The sequence below is a fragment of the Shimia sp. R10_1 genome (assembly GCF_017744095.1).
Lineage (GTDB): Bacteria > Pseudomonadota > Alphaproteobacteria > Rhodobacterales > Rhodobacteraceae > Shimia.
In genome coordinates, this window is sequence record NZ_JAGHQX010000006.1 from 164,319 (window position 1) to 182,261 (window position 17,943).

The 17,943-nt window shown below is 58.6% G+C and carries 17 protein-coding genes; 2 read left to right on the forward strand and 15 right to left on the reverse strand.

Going from position 1 to position 17,943, the window contains the following annotated elements:
• Nucleotides 1-32: 32 nt before the first annotated feature.
• The 10 genes from J7413_RS12965 to J7413_RS13010 form a co-directional block, all read right to left on the reverse strand.
• Nucleotides 33-1,970 carry a beta-galactosidase gene (locus J7413_RS12965; protein WP_209098835.1) on the reverse strand — a complete coding sequence of 646 codons (1,938 nt, stop codon included), beginning with the start codon at nt 1,968-1,970 and terminating at the stop codon, nt 33-35.
• Complete coding sequence (locus tag J7413_RS12970) at nt 1,967-2,827, reverse strand: SMP-30/gluconolactonase/LRE family protein (RefSeq protein ID WP_209098837.1); 861 nt, start codon at nt 2,825-2,827, stop codon at nt 1,967-1,969. The genes J7413_RS12965 and J7413_RS12970 overlap by 4 nt, the downstream gene beginning before the upstream one ends.
• On the reverse strand, nt 2,824-3,429 hold the full coding sequence (locus tag J7413_RS12975) for a 2-dehydro-3-deoxy-6-phosphogalactonate aldolase (protein WP_209098839.1): 606 nt from the start codon (nt 3,427-3,429) through the stop codon (nt 2,824-2,826). The genes J7413_RS12970 and J7413_RS12975 overlap by 4 nt, the downstream gene beginning before the upstream one ends.
• A gap of 4 nt (nt 3,430-3,433) precedes the next feature.
• The gene (locus J7413_RS12980) at nt 3,434-4,324 is read right to left on the reverse strand and encodes a 2-dehydro-3-deoxygalactonokinase (protein WP_209098841.1); all 891 of its coding nucleotides are present in this window, start codon (nt 4,322-4,324) and stop codon (nt 3,434-3,436) included.
• A 3-nt stretch (nt 4,325-4,327) separates the two neighbouring features.
• Nucleotides 4,328-5,089, reverse strand: coding sequence for an SDR family oxidoreductase (locus tag J7413_RS12985; RefSeq protein ID WP_209098843.1), 762 nt, complete (start codon nt 5,087-5,089; stop codon nt 4,328-4,330).
• Nucleotides 5,089-6,798, reverse strand: a complete 1,710-nt coding sequence (locus J7413_RS12990) for an IlvD/Edd family dehydratase (protein ID WP_209098845.1) — start codon at nt 6,796-6,798, stop codon at nt 5,089-5,091. The genes J7413_RS12985 and J7413_RS12990 overlap by 1 nt, the downstream gene beginning before the upstream one ends.
• Nucleotides 6,795-8,861, reverse strand: a complete 2,067-nt coding sequence (locus J7413_RS12995) for an alpha-galactosidase (protein ID WP_209098847.1) — start codon at nt 8,859-8,861, stop codon at nt 6,795-6,797. The genes J7413_RS12990 and J7413_RS12995 overlap by 4 nt, the downstream gene beginning before the upstream one ends.
• Nucleotides 8,858-9,706, reverse strand: coding sequence for a carbohydrate ABC transporter permease (locus tag J7413_RS13000; protein ID WP_209098849.1), 849 nt, complete (start codon nt 9,704-9,706; stop codon nt 8,858-8,860). Before J7413_RS13000 ends, J7413_RS12995 begins: the two co-directional genes overlap by 4 nt.
• Before the next feature lies 1 nt (nt 9,707).
• The gene (locus tag J7413_RS13005) at nt 9,708-10,634 is read right to left on the reverse strand and encodes a sugar ABC transporter permease (protein ID WP_209098851.1); all 927 of its coding nucleotides are present in this window, start codon (nt 10,632-10,634) and stop codon (nt 9,708-9,710) included.
• 100 nt (nt 10,635-10,734) lie between these two features.
• Nucleotides 10,735-11,991 carry an ABC transporter substrate-binding protein gene (locus J7413_RS13010; RefSeq protein ID WP_209098853.1) on the reverse strand — a complete coding sequence of 419 codons (1,257 nt, stop codon included), beginning with the start codon at nt 11,989-11,991 and terminating at the stop codon, nt 10,735-10,737.
• Between the two features lie 147 nt (nt 11,992-12,138).
• On the opposite strand from J7413_RS13010, the gene J7413_RS13015 reads away from it, so the two are divergent.
• Nucleotides 12,139-12,933: an IclR family transcriptional regulator gene (locus J7413_RS13015; protein ID WP_209098855.1), complete on the forward strand. Its 795-nt coding sequence runs from the start codon at nt 12,139-12,141 to the stop codon at nt 12,931-12,933.
• Nucleotides 12,930-13,988, forward strand: coding sequence for a sn-glycerol-3-phosphate ABC transporter ATP-binding protein UgpC (gene ugpC, locus J7413_RS13020; protein WP_209098857.1), 1,059 nt, complete (start codon nt 12,930-12,932; stop codon nt 13,986-13,988). The genes J7413_RS13015 and ugpC overlap by 4 nt, the downstream gene beginning before the upstream one ends.
• A gap of 55 nt (nt 13,989-14,043) precedes the next feature.
• On the opposite strand, the gene J7413_RS13025 is transcribed toward ugpC, so the two are convergent.
• From J7413_RS13025 to J7413_RS13045, 5 genes are all read right to left on the reverse strand, one after another.
• Nucleotides 14,044-14,646, reverse strand: a complete 603-nt coding sequence (locus J7413_RS13025) for an adenylate kinase (RefSeq protein WP_348538751.1) — start codon at nt 14,644-14,646, stop codon at nt 14,044-14,046.
• Nucleotides 14,647-14,754: 108 nt separating this feature from the next.
• Nucleotides 14,755-15,108 (reverse strand): H-type lectin domain-containing protein, encoded by a 354-nt coding sequence (locus J7413_RS13030; RefSeq protein ID WP_209098859.1) that lies wholly within the window; start codon nt 15,106-15,108, stop codon nt 14,755-14,757.
• Between the two features lie 111 nt (nt 15,109-15,219).
• Nucleotides 15,220-15,615, reverse strand: a complete 396-nt coding sequence (locus tag J7413_RS13035) for a F0F1 ATP synthase subunit epsilon (RefSeq protein ID WP_209098861.1) — start codon at nt 15,613-15,615, stop codon at nt 15,220-15,222.
• Between the two features lie 11 nt (nt 15,616-15,626).
• A complete protein-coding gene (gene atpD / locus J7413_RS13040) occupies nt 15,627-17,051 on the reverse strand; it encodes a F0F1 ATP synthase subunit beta (RefSeq protein WP_209098863.1) in 1,425 nt (474 codons plus the stop codon).
• A 16-nt stretch (nt 17,052-17,067) separates the two neighbouring features.
• Nucleotides 17,068-17,940 carry a F0F1 ATP synthase subunit gamma gene (locus J7413_RS13045; protein WP_209098865.1) on the reverse strand — a complete coding sequence of 291 codons (873 nt, stop codon included), beginning with the start codon at nt 17,938-17,940 and terminating at the stop codon, nt 17,068-17,070.
• Nucleotides 17,941-17,943: the final 3 nt, after the last annotated feature.

Below are 17,943 nucleotides of genomic sequence, written 5' to 3' on the forward strand. Positions count from 1 at the left end.
CCCTTTCTGTGTATCAATTTGGGAGACCTGGATCAGCTCTGGCTCAGATCGCTTACCGCAATCGGCTTTCCACCTCGAAGCACCACAACGCCGCATGCGGGCACCGTCACATCCCCAAGCGTTTCTGCAAAGCCATTGTAGTTGATCACAAATTCCAACTCTCCGAAGCGGCGTTTGCGCAGGCCTTCCGGCAGAGGGCTGACAGCGAAACCAGCCTTCTCTGCCACCATAGCCACTAGCCGATCCCACAACGCATCGTCGGGGAAGCTGCCGAGATACCAACGGTCCCCCTGCCCCATCAGCACCGGCGCACCTGCTTCGGTTGCCAGCAGCACCTCTGCTGCGCCGCTCAGCCGTTCATGCCAGTGATCGGCCATACCGCCACCTACAACCGGCATCCCGGCATGAGGTGGCATGCTTTCAATCAGCTCAACACGCACATCCAGCTCCGGCACCTCCGGGCGGCCTCCTGCGGGGATAAAGAAGTCCTCGGTGATGGCCCCGGTGCGCGGCCCGTAGATGCCCAGCCCGCCTGTGGTGCTGACAGCTTCCACCAATGCCGGATCCACCGTCGCCACCCCCGGCGCAAACACCGCTTTGTAGCCTGCAAAGTCACGGCAGGAGGCGCTTACGATGTCCACCGAAAGCCCCGCACGGCGCAGCCCGCGGTAAGCGGAGAACACCAGTCTAAAATAGTCAAAGCCAGCGCCCTGCGGCTGTGTGTGCCAAGCCCAGTCGGACGGGTAGTCAAACACCAGTGCCACATCGGCCTGCTGTGTCTCTTGCGGGGGCAAAGCGGCCAAAATCTTGGCCACCGCGCGCGCCTCATCCATACCCGGTGCCTCACGGCCGTCGGGCGTTTGCAGCCCTGCATGCATCTGCTCCTGCGCAAACGGTGCCTGCCGCCAACGGAAGTAGCTCACCACCTCAGCCCCATGGGCGAAGGCCTCCAGCGACCACAGCGCCACCATCCCCGGCAAAGGCGCGGGATTGTATGGTGCCCAGTTCACCGGGCCGGGTTGCTGCTCCATGACCCACCAACGGCCCTTGCCCACCGCTCGATAAAGATCGTGGTGGAAGGCCTGCATATCTGGGTCCCCTTGTCGCAGAAACCGCGCCTTGTGATCCTCTGACGCTTCCAAGCGGTCTGACAAGAAGCCAATCGGATAGCTGTCCCAGCTCGCAATATCGAGGTCTGCGCCCACGTCAAAATGGTCAAATTCCAGGATGCGACCCATGTAGTTGTGGATCAGCGGCGCATCGGTATGGGCGCGCAGAATATCGGTCTGCACCTTGTTAAACGCCACCACCTGATCAGAGCTGAACCGGCGGAAGGCCAGCACATGCGCCGGGTTCGGCTCGGTCACCGTGAGGTTGGGCAAGTCGATTTGATCAAAGGAGAAATACTCCATCGACCAGAAGATATTGCCCCAGGCCGCGTTCAGCGCTTCAACCGTGCCATAGCGCGCCTTGCACCAAGCTTGGAAGGCGGTCTTCGCAGGTTTGGAATAACTGATGATCGTGTCATGACAGCCGTATTCATTGTCCGTCTGCCATGCGGCCACATGCGGGTTCTTCCCATAGCGCTCCGCAATGATCTTGGTGATCCGCGCGCTTTCCGCCTTAAACCCTTCATGGCTGAAGCAATAATGCCGACGCGAGCCAAACTTGCGCGGATTGCCCGCCTCGTCCACCGCCAGCATGTCGGGGTGTTTGTCGATCATCCAGCGCGGCGGTGTGGCTGTTGGCGTGCCCAGCACAACCTTCAACCCCGCACTGCCCAGCACCTCAATCGCGCGGTCCAGCCACTCCAGCGTCAGCGTGCCCGCCACTCCCTCCATCCGGCTCCAGGCAAATTCGCCAATCCGCACCCAGGTGATGCCTGCCGCGATCATATCAGCGGCATCTTTCGCCCACATTTCCTCCGGCCAATGCTCCGGATAATAACAGACGCCCACCTCTTGTTTCATAGGATCACCCGCGGTTCCGCAACGCCCTGACCGGCATTTTCCTGCACAAATGTCATGCCATTCTCCGGCGCAGCTGCCAGCACATCTGCCGCCAGATCCTCCGCCGCTGTGGTGATATAGAGATCACGCAGCTCAGGCCCGCCAAAAGCCGGGCAAGAGGCTTGCAGCGCGCCCACCTCCACAGCTTTCACAAAGCGGCCCTCAGGATCATAGGCGGCCACACGCGACGCGCCCCATTGCGCGATCCAGACAGTGCCTTCCGCGTCGACCACCGCGCCATCCGGATTCAAACCTTCTGGCTTCAAGTCGAGATAAACCTCCGCCGCGCCCTGAGGCCAGCCGGTTACTGGGTCCACGCTTTGGCGCATCACCTGACCTGTTGGCGTGTCGGTGTAATATGCACAGGCCCGTGTCTGATCGAAACAGATCGCATTGGAAATGGTGATGTCGCCAACCACCTGACGCAGTTCCCCTTTGTAGAACCGATAAATCGCGCCCGCCTTGGCCTCAGCGGCTTTCCCCATGGTCCCGATCCAGAAACCACCCCAACGGTCCGCACGCCCATCGTTGGAGCGCGTCACCGGATTGTCCGCTTCGAGCGCGATCACATGTTCGCGCAGACCGGTTTCCAGATCCATCCGCCACAGCGCCGTCTCTGAGGCAACAATCAGCGTGTCCTCGTCAACCCAGCCCGCCGCAGAGAAATGCTCATCAAATTGCCATTCCTGCGTGTCGCCCATGCGCTGGGTCAGCAGGCGCTTGCCTTTGATGTCAAACCAAAAAAGCTGCTCACGCACCGGATGCCACAGTGGGCCTTCGCCCAGTTCACAGACCCGGTTGTCAAACACTGCACTCATGAAATCGCCTCATCATAAGCCGCCACAATCGCATCTGCCTTGGCGCGCACCTCAGCTGCGCTGTCGCCCGGCTTGTAAATCGCAGAGCCGATGCCAAAGCCGCTCGCACCTGCCGCGACCCACTCACCAAAATTGTCTGGCCCTGCACCACCCACGGCATAGACCGCACGGTCTTTGGGCAGCACGGCGCGCATCGCCTTAAGGCCTGCTGGCCCCGCCATGTCACCGGGGAAAAGTTTCAGCCCTGTTGCGCCGGCCTTCAGCGCGGCAAAAGCTTCTGTCGGGGTGAACACGCCGGGCCAGCTTTCCATGCCAAGGCTTGCGGTATGGGCAATCACGTCCACATCGCAGTTGGGCGAGACTATCAATTGCCCGCCAACCGCTTTCACCGCATCCACCTGTGCCACCTCCAGCACCGTGCCCGCGCCCACAAGCGCTTGATCGCCAATGGATTTCGCAAGCAACCCGATGCTCTCCAGCGGTTCCGGCGAGTTCAGCGGCACCTCGATTTTATCAATACCCGCAGCAAGAATTTCACCTGCAATCGCTTCCACTTCGCCCGGGGTCACCCCGCGCAAAATCGCAATAATCGACCGGCTCATGTTGTTATCCCAAAAGGTTGCGCGCGGCGATCAGCCCCGCAAGTGTCATTTCCTGGCAGTCCACCACAGAGACAAACCCGCCCTGCGCCTTGAGCGCCTCAGCGTAGATATTTGAGAGCGCCGCATCGCCAATCACAGCGATCTGTTGCCCCAGCCAATAAGGCCGAGATGCCGCCAACTCAGCGCCCAGCAGCAGGCCGGAGAGCCGCGCACGGCCAACCGACGCGGGCGTCGCCTCCAGCAGATCACTGGCCCGGATCGCAAACAGCTCTGTCGCGAGATTTTCCGGGCGCGACAGCGTCACATCCATGCCTGCGCGAAAGGCGTCTTCGTCCCAGCCCGCCCCCACCGAGTGCTGCAACACCGATTGTTTGGACAGAAGCGCAAACAGCTCTCCCGTCATAAAGGTGCGGAAGCTCACCACCTCGTCCGCGCTCACATGCACCCATTTCGTGTGCGTGCCCGGCAGGCACAAAACCCCGTCCCAGTTCTGATGCTTTGCTAGAAAACCTGCCACCTGTGTTTCTTCGCCGCGCATCACATCGGCGGGGCTCACCTGTTTCAGACCCGGCACCACATGCACCCGCAGGCGCGCATCCGTATCCGGCACGCGAATGATCTTTTCCGCCAAAGCGGGCGCAGGCACGGCGCTATAGGGGGCCTCGACCCAGCCCTGCCGCGCACCAACCATGCCGCAGGCAATCACATCGGTCACACCATCGCCCAGCCAGTCACCAACCAGCGCCAAGAGGGCCGGTTCAAACTCTGCTTTGCTGAGCTTGGACATGCCCTGTTCGGACTCGGCAGTGGCCAGGACTTTGTCGCCCGTCATGGCAAACGCCCGCAACCGGGACGTACCCCAATCCACCGCGATCCATTCTGCTTGCACGCTCATCACTTACCCCGAAACCACAACGCCGCCATCAACCGCCATACACTGGCCGGTCATCATCCGGCTGGCATTGGAGGCAAGATACAGCGTCGGATCGATCATATCCTCGGGCTTCAAATGCTCTTTCAGGCACTGACGCTCCATATGCCCTGCCAGCGCCTCCGGGTCAGCCCACATATCCAGTTGTTTCTGGGTCAACACCCAGCCCGGTGCCAGCGCATTGACGCGAATGCCTTTTGGCCCCAGCTCCCGCGCCAGCGAACGGGTCATCCCCGTGATCGCCGCATTGGCCGCCGTGTAAATCGGGTAGCCTGCGTTGCCCATGATGTAGCTGATCGAGCTGAAATTGATGATCGAGCCGCCGTCCGTCATCTGCCGCGCCGCTTCCTGACAGGCAAAGAAATAGGCTTTCTGGTTCACCGCCTGCATCCAGTCATAAAACTCTTCATCGACCTCATCGAGTGCATGGCGCTGGTCGTTGGCCGCGTTGTTCACAACCACATCCAAACCGCCGTGTTCTCCCACCGCCTGCTGGATAGTCTCGCGCAGACGCGGAATATCGGAGATATCGCCCTGCATAAACAGCGGGGTCACCCCGTGTTTCGTTTCCATCTGAGCGATGAAATCATCTGCAGCAGAGCGCCCGATGATCGCAACTTTTGCGCCCTGCGCCATAAAGCCGTCAGTCAGCGCCGCGCCAATGCCGCTTGCGCCGCCGGTAATGTAAACAGATTTGCCTTTTAGGTCAGGAAAAATGGTGCCTGTCATCAGTGGCTCTCCCGTGTGACCAAACGCGTGTCTTTGCCGACGAGGAAGTCGAGATCCGCCCCTTTGTCCGCTTGCAACACGTGGTCGTAATAAAGTTTCGCGTAGCCGCGTGTATAATGCTCAGGATCGGGTTGCCAGTCTGCGCGACGCGCTTCTAGCTCTGCCTCATCCACCAATAACTCCAGCACACCATTTTGTGCAGAAACCTTGATCCGATCACCGGTTTTCACCAGCGCCAGCGTGCCACCTGCCTGCGCCTCGGGGCTGACATGCAGGATCACAGTACCGAAGGCCGTGCCTGACATGCGCGCATCCGACACGCGGATCATATCGCGCACGCCCTCTTTCACCAGTTTGCCAGGGATTGGCATGTTGCCCACTTCCGGCATCCCCGGATAGCCTTTGGGGCCACAGCCTTTCAGAACCAGAATGGTGTCTGGCGTCACCGGCAGATCAGGTCGATCAATATTGGCCTTAAGGTCTTCGATGTTCTCAAATACAAAGGCCTCACCCTCATGTTCCAAAAGCACATCCGTGGCCGCAGAGGGCTTCACAATCGCCCCATTGGGCGCAAGGTTGCCCCGCAACACGCGCAGACCCGCAGCAGGTTTGACCGGGTTTTCCAATGGGCGGATCACGTCGTCATTATAGATCTCGGCACCGTCATGATAGGTGGCGATATCTTTCCCCAACACGGTGTTGGCCGGACGCACGTGCTTCTTCAGCTGGCTCAGCACGGCGGGCACGCCGCCCGCGTAGCAGAAATCTTCCATCAGGTATTTGCCCGACGGCATACAGTTCACGAGCAGCGGGATTTCAGAGCCGATCTCAAAATCCTTCAGCGTCAAGTCCACCCCCACGCGGCCCGCAAGCGCCAGCAAATGCACCACCGCGTTGGTGGATCCCCCCACCGCGGCATTGGCCAGAATGGCGTTTTCAAAGGCTTCTTTGGTGAGGATGTCAGAAGGTTTCAGATCTTCGTCCACCATCTCGACAATGCGTTTGCCGGTGAGATGCGCCAGCGCCATCCGGCGCGCATCCACCGCGGGCAATGCCGCATTGGTTGGCAGCGCCATGCCCATGGCTTCCACCAAGGAGGCCATCGTGGAGGCCGTGCCCATGGTCATGCACACGCCTGCGCTGCGGCTCATACCACTTTCCGCATTCATGAAATCCTGCAAGGTCATCTCGCCCGCGCGCACTTCCTCAGAAAACTTCCAGACATCCGTGCCAGAGCCGATGTCCTTGCCCTTGAACTTCCCGTTCAGCATCGGGCCAGAACTCACAACGATGGTCGGCAAATCCACAGAGGCCGCCCCCATCAGCTGCCCCGGCGTGGTCTTGTCACAGCCGCCCAGCAGCACAACACCATCGATGCCATAGGCGCGAATGCTTTCCTCCACATCCATCGCCAGCAGGTTGCGAAACAGCATCGCGGTGGGTTTCATCTGGGTTTCCCCCAGCGACATCACCGGGAATTCGACCGGGAAGCCACCGGCCTCCCAGACGCCGCGTTTCACCCCTTCGGCAAGCGTGCGCAGGCCAGAGTTACAAGGCGTCAGCTCCGACCAAGTGTTACAGATCCCGATGATCGGCCGCCCGTCGAAGGCATGATCGGGAAACCCCTGGTTCTTCATCCAGCTGCGGTGAATGAACCCGTCCTTGTCTAGCTTGCCATACCAATGCTGGGAACGACGTTTCTTGGTCATACTCGTTTTCCTTCAATCACCCACATCTGATCCGGGAAAGACCAGGGCAGGATTAGGCCATGTTGCATGAGGAACTGGCCGCTCAATGTCAGCGGGCCGTCCTTTATCGGCAATGCGCGACGGGACAAATGATGCGCCTCATCGCGATTGATAAGTTCAATGTCGTAGTGCGCGTCCGGCTCTAGTGCGGTCAGGCGCAATGGGCGCGGCACGCTCTGACGGCCAGTCTCTGCCTTACCGGCGAACATCACAAAGCGCGTCTTATCCTGTGCCAGCTGCAGCTCGGCAATCACACTTGGATCGGCTGCATCAAGGCGCAGAATATCGGCTTCCATGCGCCAATCGCGATTGGCTTTCCACCATGCGGTCACGCGGGTGAGAACGGCGGCTTCTTCCTCCGTCAACTCACGGGGATCCATCTCAAACCCCATGTGGCGCTGCGCCGCCACCCAAGCGCGGAAGTGGATGTCATGCACCCGCCCCGATGTATGGCAGTGGCGCGGACCCACGTGGCTGCCCGCAATTGCCGCCGGCAGCATCAGCGCGCCATCATGCTGAATACGCAGACGCTCACGCGCGTCATTGCTGTCACTCAACCAAACACGCTGCGTGTGCTGCAAAATCCCTGCATCAATCCGACCACCACCAGAGGAACAGCTTTCGATCTCCACGTGAGGGAAAGCTGCGCGCAACGCGCCCAACAGGGCATAGATCCCATCGGCCTGCGCCGCATCTGCCACCGGCAACAGGCGGTTGTGATCCCACTTGATATAGTCAATGTCGTGGCTCTCAAGGAGCGCGCTGATCTTACCAAACAGATGGGCGCGCACCTCTTCATTGGCCATATCCAGCACCCGCTGCTGGCGCCCCTCGATCTGATCCGCAGGCCCCAAAATCCACTCCGGGTGCGCCCGCGCCAGATCACTGTCGAGGTTGACCATCTCCGGTTCAAACCACAGCCCAAAAACCATGCCCAGCGCCTGAACATGATCTATCAGCGGGGTCAGCCCGTCTGGCCACTTGCGCGGATCAATATCCCAGTCCCCAAGGCTCGACGTGTCGTCATCACGTTTGCCAAACCAGCCGTCATCCAACACAAACCGCTCCGCGCCCAGCGCGGCGGCACGGTCTGCGATGTCCTTCAGCTCATCCACATTGTGATCAAAATACACGGCTTCCCAGCAATTGTAGTGCACCGGGCGCGGGCGCTCTGGGTGTGGCCAAGTGACAACCTCATCGCGCAAGTGTCGCTGGAACGCCACCGCGCAGCCGTTCAAACCCGTCTCGGACACCGCAAAATAGAGCTTGCCGGTTTCAAACCGCCGGCCGGCCCGCTGTGTCCCGGTGGCATGACCCCATTGGATCTGTCGCCGCCCATCGGGCAATTCTTCGGCATACATCACATGCCCGCCGGACCAGCCATAATGCATGGCAAAAACCTGACCTTGCGTGTTCGTGGCCCCGGCTTCTGGGAAATAGGCAATAGGGGGATGCTCATGTCCTGAGCGCCCAGTGCGCGCTTCCCGCATTAGAATGCCTGCCTGCCAGGGGCTGCGGTCCATCTGAAACTCGCCCACCCAGCGGCCAGAGAAGTGCAATATCTCCGCCCCCATCTGCGGCCCCGGCAGCACAGGCGCCGCCAAGTGATGCAGGGTGATCTCTTCTTTGGCGACCAATGATGTCGATGCGGCAATCACGCCGCCTTCAACAGCAAACTGAAACGTCAGCGTCAGCCCGGTCTCTGCATCTTCACACACAAACCGCGCCCCATCCGCTTCAATCAGCTTGAAACGCGGATACAGCGCTGCCCCGTCGCGATAGGCCACCAGCCCAGCCTGCCCCTGAAAACTGTTGCCCGCCTCTGGGCACAGCGACAGATCCGGCAACCGATCAATCATCCCACCGGTCACATCCCGCTCGGTGGCGGCGGCGCAGGCCGCTAGATCTGCCCCGGCAGGCAAAGGTGCCCCCCAATAGAGCGCGCCGGGCACGCCCCCATCAGAGGCCAGAACCAAAGTCTGACCCGGCGCATCAATGCGCCAGGTTTGCAAAGCTTGCGTCACTTCACAGCTCCCAAAGTGAGACCGGCAATGAAGTGCCGTTGCATCAGAAAGAACATCGCCACAGGAGGCAGAGCCGCCACAATCGAGCCCGCGCTCATCAGGTGATAGGCCGCACGATACTGCGCGTTAAACGAGGTAATCCCAGCGGTGACAGGCTGGCTCTCCGCCCCCTGCGTCAGGACCACTGCCCAGAAGTAGTCGTTCCAAATAAATGTGAAGATCAGCACTGACAGCGCCGCCAGCGCCGGTTTCATCAGCGGCAGCACCACATACCAAAAGATACGCCATTCGCTTACGCCTTCCACACGTGCCGCCTCAATCAGCTCAAACGGCAGCGCCCGGATGAAGTTGCGCATGAACAACGTGCAAAACCCCGTCTGAAACGCCACATGGAACAGCACGAGACCGGTCTTGGTGTTGTAGAGCCCCATCTCCAGCGTCAGGTCACGCACTGGCACCATCAGGATCTGAAACGGTACAAAGTTCCCCGCCACAAACATGAAGAAGATCCAGAGGTTCGCACGGAATTTATAGATCCCCAGCGCAAAACCCGTCATCGCGCTCAACGCCACGGCCCCAATCACCGTTGGAATGGTGATCAGGAAAGAGTTCAGCAGATAGCGTGGCATGTCAGAGTCAAAGAAGACCCGGCCATAGTTCGCCGCCCCCTCAAAGCTCGACGGCAGCCCCCAATAGTTGCCAGAGGTGAAATCCGCATCCGGCTTGATGGAGAACAGCGCCACCGCCAGCAGTGGTGCCAGCCAGAACAAAAGCGCAATCGGCAGCATTGTTTTGTAGGCCAGCTGTGCGGCCTGTGGCTGTTTTTCGATCGGTTGTGGAAACATCTCAGTGCCCCTTCTCTTCGCGATACATCGACCACAGGAAGTAGGTGATGAAGCAGAGCATGATCAGGAACAGCACCACAGCAATCGCCGCGCCATACCCCATGCGGAAACCGTATTCCGACAGCGCCACTTCGAACATGTAGTACGCCAGTACGCGCGAGCTGCCAAAGGGGCCGCCCTGCGTCATGATGGAAATCAGGTCAAACGAACGCAGCGCGCCAATGATCGTCACCACAAAAGCAATAAACGTTGCCGGGCGCAGCTGTGGCAGAATGATATGCCAGAGCATTTTCCAGCCCTTTGCCCCATCCAGACGTCCCGCCTCGATCTGTTCCGGGTCCACCGCATTCAAGCCGGTGAGATAAAGGATCATGCAATAAGCCGTCTGTGGCCAAAGACCCGCCGCGACGATGCCATAGGTCACCAGATCTTCGTTGCCAAGCACGTTGATTGGCCCCATGCCAACCCAACCCAGCATTGTGTTCAACAGGCCGAAGTTCGGATCGTAAAACCAGCTGAACACCAGACCAACCACCACTTGGCTGATCACAAATGGAAAGAAAAACAGCGATTTATAAACGCGAATGCCCGCAACGGTCTGGTTCAGGAACAGCGCAATGAACAGGCCGGCAGGAATGGCAAGCAGGTAGAGAAACAGCCACAGCACGTTGTTTTTCAACGACACAAAAAAGGCGTCTCGATCTACGTATTCCCAATAAAGGTCTTCATAGTTGCGAAAGCCCACATAGGTCTTTTCGCCCAGCCCGTCCCATTCATAAAGCGACAGGTTGAAAGATTGGAAAACCGGCGCGATCACATAGACCGCAAAAAACAACATGCCCGGCGCCAGGAAGATCCAGGGCGCGATACGCTGTTGATTGCGGTGGAACCAGCTTTCGGTTTCAGGAATTTCAGAAGAAACGGTCATAACATAACCCGCGGTTTGAGGGCTGAGAGGCGGAGAATTCCCCCGCCTCTCTTGCTAAAAGGTGGTCAGGTGGCAAGGGTGCCAACCCAACCCCTTGATCTTATTTGTAGATACGACCGCGTGCGCGCTCGAGCTTGGCCAGGATCTTGTCCAGCTGATCTGGCTTCACCATGAACTCCTGGAAACCTTCCATGGAGACTTTGGCCATCTCTGCTGGGGCATCACGATCCCAGAACTGCGCCACACCACCGGTGGAGTTGGTGGACAGCATCTCAAAACCCTGCTGCAAGAACTTGTCATCATCCACGCTGGAGCCTGCGTTCACAGGCAGCTGGCCAAGGTTTTTGCCATTGTTGATGATGGTCTGCTCATCCGCAGAAGTCGCAAAGCGCAGGAACTCACGTGCCGCTTCTTTGTTCTTTGCGTTTGCAGGGATGTGGAAGGTGTCGGTTGGCGCGTCTTCAGACAGCGCAACATCCGGGTTGATCTTCACAAACTGATAGAAGTCCAGCTGATCATCAGACAAACCAGCCTCGCGCAGCGGTGCCACGGCGAAGTTGCCCATCAGGTAAGCCGCGGCTTCCCCGTTCACCATGAACGGCAGCGCTTCCTGCCAGCTGTAGGTCTGGTGGTCCTTGATGAACGCGCCCATGTCCACGAGCTCTTTCCAGTTCATGAAGGTCTGCTTCACGCGCTCGTCTTCCCAAGACACTTTGCCAGCCGCCAGATCCATGTGGAAATCAAAGCCGTTGGTGCGCATGTTCAGATAGTCAAACCAGCCACCAGCGGTCCACAGGTATTTGGTGCCGATGGTGTAGCAGGCGCGGCCAGACTCAACGATCTTGGCACAGTTTGCTTTTTCTTCATCCCAGGTGGTTGGCTCAGACAGGCCCAGCTCATCAAAGATGTCTTTGCGGTAGTAAACACCCCACTGGTAGTAGGTGTAGGCCACGCCCCACTGCTTGTCATCAATGGTCAAAGCGCCTTTGGTGGAAGCCAGACCTTCTGCGATGGCTGGCTCTGCATAAAGATCGGATACATCTTCAAACAGGCCCGCTTCTACGTAGGGGCGCATACGGTTGGCAGCATACCAGGTGGCAACATCCGGCGCGTTCGCGGTCAGGAAGTTGCGGATCTGGGTTTTGTAGGCTTCACGATCAATCACGGTGGTTTCGATGTTCAGATCGGGGTGCTTCTCACCGAACCGTGCAATCATCGCTTCCATCGTGGCGCGTGGCGCCGGGTTTGACGTGTCCAAGAAAATAGTCAGGTCGCCAGACAGCTCTGCAGACGCTGGTACGGCAAAAGCCGACGCGAGCGCAGCCGCTGCGGCGGTGGTTTTCATTTTGGAAAGCATTGTGTCCTCCCTGTGCTCCAAAATTATGTAAGTTTTAGTTCCATTATTTGAAACCTCGTTTTACATATTGAAAACTACACACAGTCTCGGCTAGATTGTCAACAGATTCCTGCCCACCAGCAGGAAAGTGGAGGAGAACAACAGTTCATGGCAGGCGACGGAACAGTCGGCAAAGCACTGGACGTGCTGGATCAAGTGGCCGCATTTGAGCGGCCTGTGCGCTTTGGGGAGCTGCAAGAGCAAAGCATCTACCCAAAGGCAACGCTCTATCGCTTCCTACAGACCCTGACCAATCAGGGCATGCTGGCCTATGACAGTGATCGACAGACCTATTCGCTGGGCATCCGCCTTGTGCGCCTCGCCCATGCGGCCTGGACACAAAGCTCTCTCGCGCCGATCGCGCGTCCGCATCTGGACGCGCTGTCACAGGCGTCTGGGGAAACCGTGCATTTGGCGCAACTGGATGCCTCTCAGGTGCTCTATGTCGACAAACGCAACGCACGGGACCCAGTGGCCATGTATTCGCAGGCTGGCAAAGTCGGCCCGGCTTACTGCACCGGCGTCGGTAAGGCGATGATGGCCTTTCTGGATGAAGAGACGCTGACGGCCACGATCGCCCAGCAAAGCTTTCATCGCTTCACCCCAACAACTTTGGTCACAGCCGAAGAGCTGCGCGCAGAGCTCGATAACATCCGCGCGCGAGGCTATGGCTTTGACCGTGAAGAGCATGAACCCGGCATCGTCTGCGTGGCCGTGCCGGTTCTATCCCCCAATGGACGCATGCTGGGGGCGCTCTCCGTCACCGGCCCGACCAGCCGAATCTCTCTTGAGCAACTAGAAACATGGGCGCCCCGCGTGATGGACACTGCCGCCCAAATTGGCCGGGAAGCCCAGGCTTGGCGCTTCCCCGAAACCAGACAGCAAAAGGTAGCGACCACATGACAGGCGTAACTCTGCAAGGAGCCATCAAACGGTATGGCGAAACCCAAGTGATCCACGGCGTGGACCTGCAGATCGAAGATGGCGAATTCTGCGTCTTCGTTGGCCCTTCTGGCTGCGGCAAATCCACCCTGCTGCGCATGATCGCGGGTCTGGAAGAGACCACAGAGGGCACGATCAACATCGGCACCCGTGACGTGACCCATATGGACCCGGCCAAACGCGGCGTCGCCATGGTGTTTCAGACCTACGCGCTTTACCCGCATATGACCGTGGCAGAAAACATGGGCTTTGGCCTGCGCATGAACGGGCATCCAAAGGCCGAAATTGACGAAAAGGTGCAAAAAGCCTCCTCGATTCTCAAACTCGACCAATACCTCAAGCGCAAGCCCAAGGCCCTGTCCGGTGGCCAACGCCAGCGTGTCGCCATTGGCCGGGCCATTGTGCGCGGGCCGGAAGTGTTCCTATTTGACGAACCGCTCTCCAACCTCGATGCAGAGCTCCGCGTCGACATGCGTGTGGAAATTGCCCGCCTGCATCAGGAAATCGGCGCCACCATGATCTATGTGACCCACGATCAGGTCGAAGCCATGACCATGGCCGACAAAATCGTGGTGCTGCGCGATGGCCGTATTGAACAGGTCGGCGCACCGCTGGATCTCTACCGTGATCCCGACAACCGCTTTGTCGCCGGATTTATCGGCTCCCCGTCGATGAACTTCCTTGAGTGTGATGTGGTGGATGGCAAGCTGACCAACCCGGCTTTCTCTGCCCCCATCACCTCCCCCATCGCCCTGCCCGCGAATCAGACCAAAGTGACCCTTGGCATTCGCCCGGAGCATCTGGAACTCGACCCCAATGCAGACCAGCTCACCATCGAGCTGACAGAGGCGCTTGGCGGTGTGTCTTACTGCTACCTCGGCGGCATCGGCGACACCCGCCTGATCGTCGAAGAACGCGGCGACCACCGCAGCTCAGAAGGCGAAAAGGTCGGTCTGACCATCCCGGCGGAGCGGATCTACCTGTTTGATCCAGACACCGGTACCCGCATCCGTTAGGTGGAGAAAAAGCCAAAGACAGTCACGCCCCGTTCCTTGAGCGGGGCGTTTGTCTTTAAAGCGCCGCAAGCGCGCGACACACCGCCTGCACCGATGCGTCAACCGGGCCATTGGAATCAATGCGGCAGGTCGGTTTATTTTGCGAAGCAATCCAGCGCTCATGCATCTCAATATTGCGGCCATGAAACGCAGGATCATCATAGCCCTTGGCCCATTCAATGAAATCGCGATGGATTTGATACATATCTCCACCTTCTTTGATGCGCGCCCCAAACCGGCCAGCTTCCCGAGCGACGAGGCGTTGGATCCGCACCTCTGTTGCGAGCGTTGTGAACACCAGCAGGTCGGCCTGAGCAATCAACGCCTCGCCCCAGCCGTTGCAGGATCCCGACAGAACCCAGCCAGCGCAGCCCATCGCCTCCTTCATCAGGCGCACTCGCTCCTGCGGCGGATTCTTCACGGAAAAAGGCGGATCAACGGGTGCCCAGAAGTGATCATCCGCATCCACATGAACCAATCCTGTGGCTTCCGCAACATGCTGCGCCAGCGTACTGGATCCACTGCCGGAGGCCCCGAAAATGTATACTTTAAGGTGTTTGTAAGATGTATTGATATCTGAGTGACCCCGAAAAAGCTGACAGGTGCAACCAATTGGCACGAAAGACAGGCGCGCTCTTTACGGGAAAGCGCTCGGCATAATACATCAAATCGTCTGTTGATCCGTAGAATAAATCTCGGGCTCAAGAGGTCTCTAAACCCGCCCAACTCACCCCGAAATCACCCAGTCATCCGCATAGGCCAGCTCACCGATCGCCATCCAGGACATGCGCACGCGGGCAATACGGCTGTCGCCCCAGGTGCGGAACACAAGCTGAAACCCAAGATTGGTGATCTCTTCGGCCACCACCTCAGAGCGGATGTTTGGCCCGCTGTCCATGTCCCAAAGCGACAGCGACACATGCACGGCAGGCGGCACGCGGTATTTGGAGCGAAATTTGATCAGCTTGCGGCGCTCACGTGCGCCATCGCCGGTCCACATCTGGCCGTTGTCTTCAAACTCGGAAAAGAGGACCTCGTCCCCCTGATCCACACCGACATAGCTGTTGCGTATTTTCTTCATCGTGTTCTGTGTGCAGTTCAATCAAGGCATCATCAAGCCAAAATATGGTTACAAAAACGCAAAAGGCCCCGCCGTGATGGCGAGGCCTCAAACCAGTCTATCCGCTTGGGATCAGACCATATCTTCCAGAAGATGCTCCAGATCGGAGAGGAACTTCTCCGCGCCGTCCTTGTGCTCTTCGCCCGCTTCCGCAGCCGCCTTGCGAGCGTCAGCGATGACGTCCTCAAGATCCGCTTTGGTCACGGTTTCGCCGCTATGTGCGTGCTCCGCGATCACCGAGATAGACTCTGCAGAGATTTCCGCGAAACCGCGGGTCACCACAAAATCCTTCTCGCCATCCGCCGTCTGAACCCGCACCACGCCAGGGCGCAGTGAAGTCAGCAGAGGCGCATGGCCTGGCATTGCGGTGAGGTCACCATCAGCGCCAGGGATCTGCACGGCGGTCGCCTGAAGCGAAGCAAGGCTCCGCTCAGGGCTGACCAGGTCAAATTGCATCTCGTTTGCCATGTCGGGCCTCCTTAGGCCGCTTCAGCAGCCATCTTCTCGGCTTTAGCAATCACTTCGTCGATGCCGCCAACCATGTAGAAGGCGCCCTCTGGGAGGTGATCGTATTCGCCAGCCACAACGGCTTTGAACGACGCGATAGTGTCTTCCAGCTGAACCTGAACACCGTCAGAGCCGGTGAAGACCTTCGCCACGTCGAACGGCTGAGAGAGGAAACGCTGGATCTTACGCGCACGCGCAACAGTCAGCTTATCTTCTTCGCTCAGTTCGTCCATGCCAAGGATGGCGATGATGTCTTGCAGAGACTTATAGCGCTGCAGGATCTGCTGAACGTCGGAAGCAACCGCATAGTGCTCTTCACCCACAACGGACGGATCCATCAGACGGGAAGAGGAGTCCAGCGGGTCCACAGCTGGGTAGATACCCAGTTCGGAAATCGCACGGGACAGAACGGTGGTTGCGTCCAAGTGGGCAAAGGTGGTTGCCGGTGCAGGGTCGGTAAGGTCGTCCGCTGGAACGTAAACCGCCTGGATCGAGGTGATCGAACCGGATTTGGTAGAGGTGATGCGTTCCTGCATCGCGCCCATGTCGGTTGCCAGAGTTGGCTGGTAACCCACAGCAGACGGGATACGGCCGAGAAGCGCGGACACCTCAGAACCTGCCTGTGTAAAGCGGAAGATGTTGTCCACGAAGAACAGAACGTCGGTACCGGATTGGTCACGGAACTGTTCCGCCAGGGTCAGACCGGTCAGAGCAACACGGGCACGCGCACCGGGAGGCTCGTTCATCTGGCCGTAAACCAGAGCCACTTGGGACTCTTCGAGGTTGTCTGGCTTAATAACGTTGGATTCGATCATCTCGTGGTACAGGTCGTTCCCTTCACGGGTCCGCTCACCAACACCCGCGAACACCGAGTAACCGGAGTGCACTTTTGCGATGTTATTGATCAGTTCCATGATCAGAACGGTTTTGCCCACGCCGGCGCCGCCGAACAGACCAATCTTACCACCTTTGGAGTAAGGCGCGAGAAGGTCGATCACTTTGATGCCGGTCACGAGGATTTCAGACTCGGTTGCCTGCTCAGCGAACTCAGGTGCTGGCTGGTGGATCGCGCGAGTTTCTTTCGCTTCCACAGGGCCGCCTTCGTCAACCGGCTCACCGATCACGTTCAGAATACGACCGAGGGTCGCGTTGCCAACCGGGATAGAGATCGGAGCGCCAGTGTCTTCTACGACTGCGCCGCGAACCAAACCTTCGGTTGCGTCCATTGCGATGGTACGAACGGTGTTTTCACCAAGGTGCTGGGCAACTTCCAGAACCAGTTTCTTACCATTGTTTTCGGTGTTCAGTGCGTTCAGGATCTCCGGCAGAGAGTCGTCGAACTGCACGTCGACAACAGCGCCGATGACCTGGGTCACCTTACCTTTTGCGTTTGCCATGTTTCGTCTCCGGTTCTTAGAGCGCTTCCGCGCCCGAGATGATTTCAATAAGCTCGTTGGTGATCACAGCCTGACGTGAGCGGTTAAACTCGATGGTCAGCTTGTCGATCATGTCGCCTGCGTTGCGGGTTGCGTTGTCCATTGCGGACATCCGCGCACCCTGCTCAGAGGCACCGTTTTCCAGCAGTGCAGCGAAAATCTGTGTGGCCACGCCGCGCGGCAGCAGGTCAGCCAGAATGGCTTCTTCGCTGGGCTCGTAGTCATACAGGGTTGCTGCGCCACCTTCCTCAGCCTCAAAAGCGGCCGGGATGATCTGCTGTTCGGTCGGGATCTGGCTCACGACGTTCACAAACTTCGCATAGAAGATCGTTGCGACATCAAATTCGCCCGCGTCAAAGCGCACGAGAATGTCACGGGCAATGCCCTGAGCGTCGTCGTAACCCACGCGCTTCACCTCGGTGAGGTCCACGTGGCCTACAAAGTCATCACCCAGCTCGCGTTTGATCGCGTCACGGCCCTTCTTGCCAACAGTCAGAACCTTGACGGTTTTGCCTGCAGCTTTCAGTTCCTCAGCTTTCGCACGCGCCAACTTAGCAATGTTTGCGTTGAAGCCACCGCAGAGGCCGCGTTCAGCGGTCATCACCACCAGAAGGTGGGTCTGATCGCTGCCGGTCCCTGCAAGCAACTTAGGTGCAGAGTCAGAGCCGCCAACCGAGGCCGCGAGCCCACCCAGAACGGCATTGAACCGTTCTGTGTAAGGACGCGACTGCTCAGCAGCTTCCTGCGCGCGGCGAAGTTTCGCCGCGGCAACCATCTGCATGGCTTTTGTGATCTTGCGAGTGTTTTTCACACTCTCGATCCGGTTTTTTAGGTCCTTCAGACTAGGCATTGT

Excerpts from the sequence above, each read along its gene's own strand:
- J7413_RS12965 (WP_209098835.1), bottom strand. The coding sequence starts at position 1,970 with ATGAAACAAGAGGTGGGCGTCTGTTATTATCCGGAGCATTGGCCGGAG.
- J7413_RS12970 (WP_209098837.1), bottom strand. The coding sequence starts at position 2,827 with ATGAGTGCAGTGTTTGACAACCGGGTCTGTGAACTGGGCGAAGGCCCA.
- J7413_RS12975 (WP_209098839.1), bottom strand. The coding sequence starts at position 3,429 with ATGAGCCGGTCGATTATTGCGATTTTGCGCGGGGTGACCCCGGGCGAA.
- J7413_RS12980 (WP_209098841.1), bottom strand. The coding sequence starts at position 4,324 with ATGAGCGTGCAAGCAGAATGGATCGCGGTGGATTGGGGTACGTCCCGG.
- J7413_RS12985 (WP_209098843.1), bottom strand. The coding sequence starts at position 5,089 with ATGACAGGCACCATTTTTCCTGACCTAAAAGGCAAATCTGTTTACATT.
- J7413_RS12990 (WP_209098845.1), bottom strand. The coding sequence starts at position 6,798 with ATGACCAAGAAACGTCGTTCCCAGCATTGGTATGGCAAGCTAGACAAG.
- J7413_RS13000 (WP_209098849.1), bottom strand. The coding sequence starts at position 9,706 with ATGTTTCCACAACCGATCGAAAAACAGCCACAGGCCGCACAGCTGGCC.
- J7413_RS13005 (WP_209098851.1), bottom strand. The coding sequence starts at position 10,634 with ATGACCGTTTCTTCTGAAATTCCTGAAACCGAAAGCTGGTTCCACCGC.
- J7413_RS13010 (WP_209098853.1), bottom strand. The coding sequence starts at position 11,991 with ATGCTTTCCAAAATGAAAACCACCGCCGCAGCGGCTGCGCTCGCGTCG.
- J7413_RS13015 (WP_209098855.1), top strand. The coding sequence starts at position 12,139 with ATGGCAGGCGACGGAACAGTCGGCAAAGCACTGGACGTGCTGGATCAA.
- ugpC (WP_209098857.1), top strand. The coding sequence starts at position 12,930 with ATGACAGGCGTAACTCTGCAAGGAGCCATCAAACGGTATGGCGAAACC.
- J7413_RS13030 (WP_209098859.1), bottom strand. The coding sequence starts at position 15,108 with ATGAAGAAAATACGCAACAGCTATGTCGGTGTGGATCAGGGGGACGAG.
- J7413_RS13035 (WP_209098861.1), bottom strand. The coding sequence starts at position 15,615 with ATGGCAAACGAGATGCAATTTGACCTGGTCAGCCCTGAGCGGAGCCTT.
- atpD (WP_209098863.1), bottom strand. The coding sequence starts at position 17,051 with ATGGCAAACGCAAAAGGTAAGGTGACCCAGGTCATCGGCGCTGTTGTC.
- J7413_RS13045 (WP_209098865.1), bottom strand. The coding sequence starts at position 17,940 with ATGCCTAGTCTGAAGGACCTAAAAAACCGGATCGAGAGTGTGAAAAAC.